Raw genomic sequence first — 4,055 nt, 5'->3', positions numbered from 1 at the left:
GCTCGGCCCGCTCCTCCGGCGCCGCGGTCCGGGCCCGCACCAGGGAAAGCCGCGCGAGTCCCGCGGCTCGGGTCGCCAGGTCGTCGTCGGGCAGTGCGGCCAGCGCCCGCGTGAGTAGCCCCTCCTGTGCGGCGTCGCCGATGTCGACCTCGAAACCGCCGAGCCCGCTGCCCATCGCCAGTACGGCACGCACGGCGTCGGCGGGCCGACCGGCCTGGTTCGCGGCGGCGGCGACCTCCCGCAGCGTGTCCCGACCTTCCTTCACCTCACCCGCGAGGACCTGGGACCGACCCAGACCGAGCCGGACGGTGATCGGGTCGCCGGCGCCGTCGGCCAGCGCCCAGCGGAAGTAGCGCGCGGCCTGCTCATAGGCCAGTTCCGCGCTCGCGTTCTCCCCAGCGGCCAAGGCGTGTTCGGCGGCCCGCATCCGTGCCTCCGGCCCAAGCGCCCGCGCCCAGTGCTCGGCCAGCGCGGCCGCATCGCCGTCGGGGATCGCGGCGGCCACCGAACGGTGCAGCCGCGCCCGTGACCGCTCGCTCAGACCGGCGTACAGCGTCTCGCGCACCAGGTCGTGGGCGAACCTCAGGTCCGGCCCCGAGCCGACGAGCAGCCGCGCCCGCAGCGGCTCGTCGAGCAGCGCCAGGGCCGTGTCCTCGTCGAGGCCGCTGACCGCCGCCAGCACCGGCACGTCGAGCCTGCCGACGACCGCCGCCACCTCGAGCAGGCGCACCGCCTCCTGGCTGACTCGGGCGAACCGCCTGCTCAGCACGTGCTGGACCGCCGTCGGCACGTCCTGACCGGACTCGGCACCCTGCTGTTCCCGCCCGGCGTGCAGTCGCGCCACCTCGGAGACGAAGAACGGGTTGCCCCCGGTGCGCCGGTGGATGTTCGCGACGAGGTCGTCCGAGGCCGCCGGGGTCACCTCCCGCACCAGGTCGGCGGTGGCGGCGGGGCCAAGCCCGGCGAGGTCGAGCCGCGTCATCCAGGCGGGCAGGCCACTCAGCGTGGACGCGGCGGGCCCGGCCAGCTCGACCGGATCGTCGCGGCTGATCACCATGAGCACGATCCGGGTCCCGCGCACCTGGTCGGCGACGAACGCGAGCAACTCGAGCGTGGCCTCGTCGGCGCGGTGCACGTCGTCGAGCAGCAGGACCAGTGGACACGCCGCGGCGCTGTGCTCCAGCACGGCGAGCACACTCGAGAAAAGCTCGGCCCGACTCGACGGGCGGGACCCGTCGAGCAGTTCGCGGGCGCCGCCGTCGGGCAGGGCGGCGAGCAGCTGCCGCCACGGCCAGTACGGCGCGAGACTCAGGGTGGGGCAGCGACCCCAAGCGACCGTGAAACCACGCGCGGTCGCCTGCGCGGCGACGGCGTCGGCGAGGCTGGACTTGCCGATCCCGGCCTCGCCGAGCAGCACGGCGCCGCCGCCCCGGCCCGTCTGGGCGGCGTCGAGCAGGTCCGTCAGCCGGGACACCTCGGCGTCCCGGCCGACCAGGGACGGCCTGGACAGCACCGCATCATCATCCCCCTGCCGGAGCCGCACGGTCTTACGTTCCGGTGACGGAAATCCGGCGACACCGATCGGGCGGACGGATGCGGGTCAGTTGGGTCCGCCGTCCGAGGTGGACGGTGCGTTCACGGCCGACGGCCCGGTTTCAGCCGACCGGGCCGGGCTTCTTCGCGGCTTCGAGCACGTCCTTCATCGCCGGGATGCCGATATCGCACGCCATGTACGACTTCTCCTGGCCCCACAGCGCCTCGACCAACACCTTGGCCTTGGTCGTGCCCACATCGAAGGTGAGCTGGCAGGTGGTCTTGGTGTCGAACTCGTTCTCGGTGGGCACACCATCGATCTCGCGGTAGTGCTCGCCGTCCTTCTTGATCGGCAGGCCACCGTCATATTCGGCGATGACGATCACCCTGGTGTCTTTCTTCCCCCCCGAAGACGCAGGCCGCCGGGTAGTGGACCCACTTCTTGCGAGTCGCGAGACGTTCATGTCGGCAACGTACCGACCGAGGCCGACCCGAGTTGTGGAAGCGCCGAACTTGTGCGAACCGCCGCCTGACCGGATGACACCGTCCGGTCAGGCGGCGTGGCTGAGCGGCCCAGGATGTCGGCGGCAGGCGACGGTCAGAGGTAGGGATACCGAGGCGGCGGGTAGCCGGGCAGCCAATACGGGGCGACTCCGTAATAGCCGTACACGTCTTCGAAGTAGTCGCGTTGGATCTTCAGCTCGGGGTCGGACACCGGACCCGCGGCGACTGCCACGAGCAGCGTCTTCTTCCCGATGCCCAGGAACCCGCCCGCGCCGAGTGCGAGGAACCGGACCCTACGTTCGTCCGGGTCGATCGGCCATGGCTCCTCCTGAGTTCGCCCTGATCTTGTCGACTTCCCCTGGTCGTCGGCCGGTAAACCCGACGCGCGAGGCAGACCTGCGGGGACAGCGCGGAGCCCGGATACTCGGACCCAAGCCGTGCCGTACGGTGGATCCACTCGCGGAGGTGCGCGATGACCGAGGTCAAGCTCTGGCACATCGAGATCGTCATCGACGAGCACAGCGAACGCACCCGGGCCAAGGCCCGGCTCACCACCCCGGAGGAGACCCGGGTCGGCGTCGGGCTGGCCCGGTTGAGCCCGGACGACACGAACGTCCCCGAGATCGGCGATGAGCTGGCGGTCTCCCGGGCGTTGGCCGACCTGGCCCACCAGCTGCTCGAGAAGTCCGCGTCGGACATCGAGGGCATCACTCATCTGCCCGCGCACCTGCGCCGCTGAGGCGCGCCGAGTCCGAGCCGACCCCTAGGGGACGATCTACTACCAGGGGATGATCCCGCCCCTACCTCAGAGTGTCGTGCGCTCAGGTGATCTTGGGAAGACTTGAGCTGTCGGTTGCAGACTTGAGGGGAAACAGATGAGGATCAGGGGAATGCGGTGCGCCGGGGTGCTGGCGGCGGTCACGGCGCTCGCGCTGACCGGCGCGGCGAGCGCGACCGCGCAGGGGCCGCGGATCGACCGGGATGTGGTGCGCGCGGCGTTGGACAAGATCGCGTCGGATGGCGCCGCGGGGGTGCAGGTCCGCATCACCGACCGCGGGGAGTCCTTCACCGCCCGCGACGGGGTGGCCGAGGTCGGCAGACACCGGCCGGTGCCCACCAACGGGCACTTCCGGATCGGCAGCATCACCAAGACCTTCGTCTCCACGGTGACCTTGCAACTGGTCGGCGAGGGCAAGATCGGACTGGACACCCCGGTGTCGACCCACCTTCCCGGTCTGCTGCCCGACGGCGACCGGATCACGGTGCGAAACCTGTTGCAGCACACCAGCGGGCTCTACAACTACACGAACGCGATGCCGCTGGATCCCGCCGGTTTCGAGACCATCCGGTTCAAGCCGTACGCGCCGGGTGAACTGGTCGCGATGTCCACTTCGCGCCCGCTTGACTTCCCGCCGGGCACCAAGTGGAGCTACTCCAACACCAACTACATCGTGATCGGCATGCTGATCGAGAAGATCACCGGCGTGCCGTACGGGCAGGCGGTCCAGGAGCGCATCCTGCGCCCGCTGGGCCTCGCGCACACCAGCGTGCCCGATGGTCGGGTCGACCTGCCCCGGCCGCACGCGCACGGCTACGCGCAGCCGGTCAGTCCGCCGGTGGACGTCACGAGGCTCAACCCGTCGTGGGGCTGGGCGGCGGGCGAGATGGTCTCGACCACCGCGGACCTGGACCGGTTCATTTCGGCGCTGCTGCAGGGGAAACTGCTCGCTCCCGCGCAGATGGCAGAGCTGACGAAGAGCCTGCCGTTCACCAGCGGGTACGGCATGGGCATCGCCGAGATCACGTTGCCGTGCGGAGTGACCGTGTTCGGCCACGACGGCGGCATCCCCGGCTACGGCAGCATGGCGGTGAGCACCAAGGACACCAAGACCAGGCTGGAACTCTCGATCACCACCGGCCCGGTCGCCGGTGAGTTCTCCGGGATCGACGAGGTCATCGCCGAGGTGTTCTGCCCGTAAGCGGTCTCCGGGGTCTGCGTCCACCGCCGACCCCGGTGC

5 protein-coding genes are annotated in these 4,055 nt (G+C 70.7%); 2 read left to right on the top strand and 3 right to left on the bottom strand.

The genetic code is table 11. The features are described 5' to 3' along the window. The 3 genes from ACRDSQ_RS20115 to ACRDSQ_RS20105 all read right to left on the bottom strand — a co-directional run. The coding region (locus tag ACRDSQ_RS20115) for an ATP-binding protein (protein ID WP_431423183.1) at positions 1-1,513 on the bottom strand (1,513 nt) is incomplete at its 3' end. Positions 1,514-1,655: 142 nt separating this feature from the next. After that, a complete protein-coding gene (locus ACRDSQ_RS20110) occupies positions 1,656-1,919 on the bottom strand; it encodes a hypothetical protein (protein WP_431423181.1) in 264 nt (87 codons plus the stop codon). A gap of 212 nt (positions 1,920-2,131) precedes the next feature. Then, a complete protein-coding gene (locus ACRDSQ_RS20105) occupies positions 2,132-2,494 on the bottom strand; it encodes a hypothetical protein (RefSeq protein WP_431423179.1) in 363 nt (120 codons plus the stop codon). Positions 2,495-2,509: 15 nt separating this feature from the next. Here ACRDSQ_RS20105 and ACRDSQ_RS20100 point away from each other — a divergent pair, with 15 nt between their 5' ends. Next, entirely contained in the window at positions 2,510-2,776 is a 267-nt protein-coding gene (locus ACRDSQ_RS20100) for a DUF1876 domain-containing protein (RefSeq protein ID WP_431423178.1), read from the top strand. 136 nt (positions 2,777-2,912) lie between these two features. Then, positions 2,913-4,016, top strand: a complete 1,104-nt coding sequence (locus ACRDSQ_RS20095; protein WP_431423176.1) for a serine hydrolase domain-containing protein — start codon at positions 2,913-2,915, stop codon at positions 4,014-4,016. The last annotated feature ends 39 nt before the right edge of the window (positions 4,017-4,055 follow it).

The organism is Actinokineospora sp., assembly GCF_050699995.1.
Lineage (GTDB): Bacteria > Actinomycetota > Actinomycetes > Mycobacteriales > Pseudonocardiaceae > Actinokineospora.
This window is presented reverse-complemented; position numbering and strand designations above follow the sequence as displayed.

Excerpts from the sequence above, each read along its gene's own strand:
- ACRDSQ_RS20095 (WP_431423176.1), top strand. The coding sequence starts at position 2,913 with ATGAGGATCAGGGGAATGCGGTGCGCCGGGGTGCTGGCGGCGGTCACG.
- ACRDSQ_RS20100 (WP_431423178.1), top strand. The coding sequence starts at position 2,510 with ATGACCGAGGTCAAGCTCTGGCACATCGAGATCGTCATCGACGAGCAC.